Origin of the sequence: Caballeronia sp. ATUFL_M2_KS44 (assembly GCF_023630965.1) — a bacterium.
In the GTDB taxonomy this organism is placed as follows: Bacteria; Pseudomonadota; Gammaproteobacteria; order Burkholderiales; family Burkholderiaceae; genus Caballeronia; species Caballeronia concitans.
This window is the reverse complement of the sequence record NZ_JALQEA010000032.1, coordinates 1-268: the sequence shown is the minus strand read 5'-3', so window position 1 is coordinate 268 and position 268 is coordinate 1. Positions and strand designations below refer to the sequence as shown.

Annotated in this window: 1 protein-coding gene; it reads left to right on the top strand. The window is 63.8% G+C overall.

Features of this window, described 5'->3' with window-relative positions:
• Positions 1-29: 29 nt before the first annotated feature.
• The coding region (locus NCR39_RS14475; protein WP_250452796.1) for a hypothetical protein at positions 30-268 on the top strand (239 nt) is incomplete at its 3' end.

Below are 268 nucleotides of genomic sequence, written 5' to 3'. Positions count from 1 at the left end.
GATGACCGCTGAACGTAGCATCCGGACCGATGCTCGTGCGCGGCTGGCGTCGTCCGGCGGGTGGTTGGCTTGTCGCTTGGGTCAGCCGCATCACGGGCGTGGAGTTGAAAACGCGTCATGCGCGCTTCGATCAGTTTCGCGGCTCCGGTCGCCCCGAATTGCTCGGCGAGCCATCGCACATAGACAGCCTCGCTTGTAAGATCTTTTTCGTCCTCCCTCCGCGCTTCGGGCTCGCGATACGCATCGCGCTCGGTCCCGTGCTTTCGGT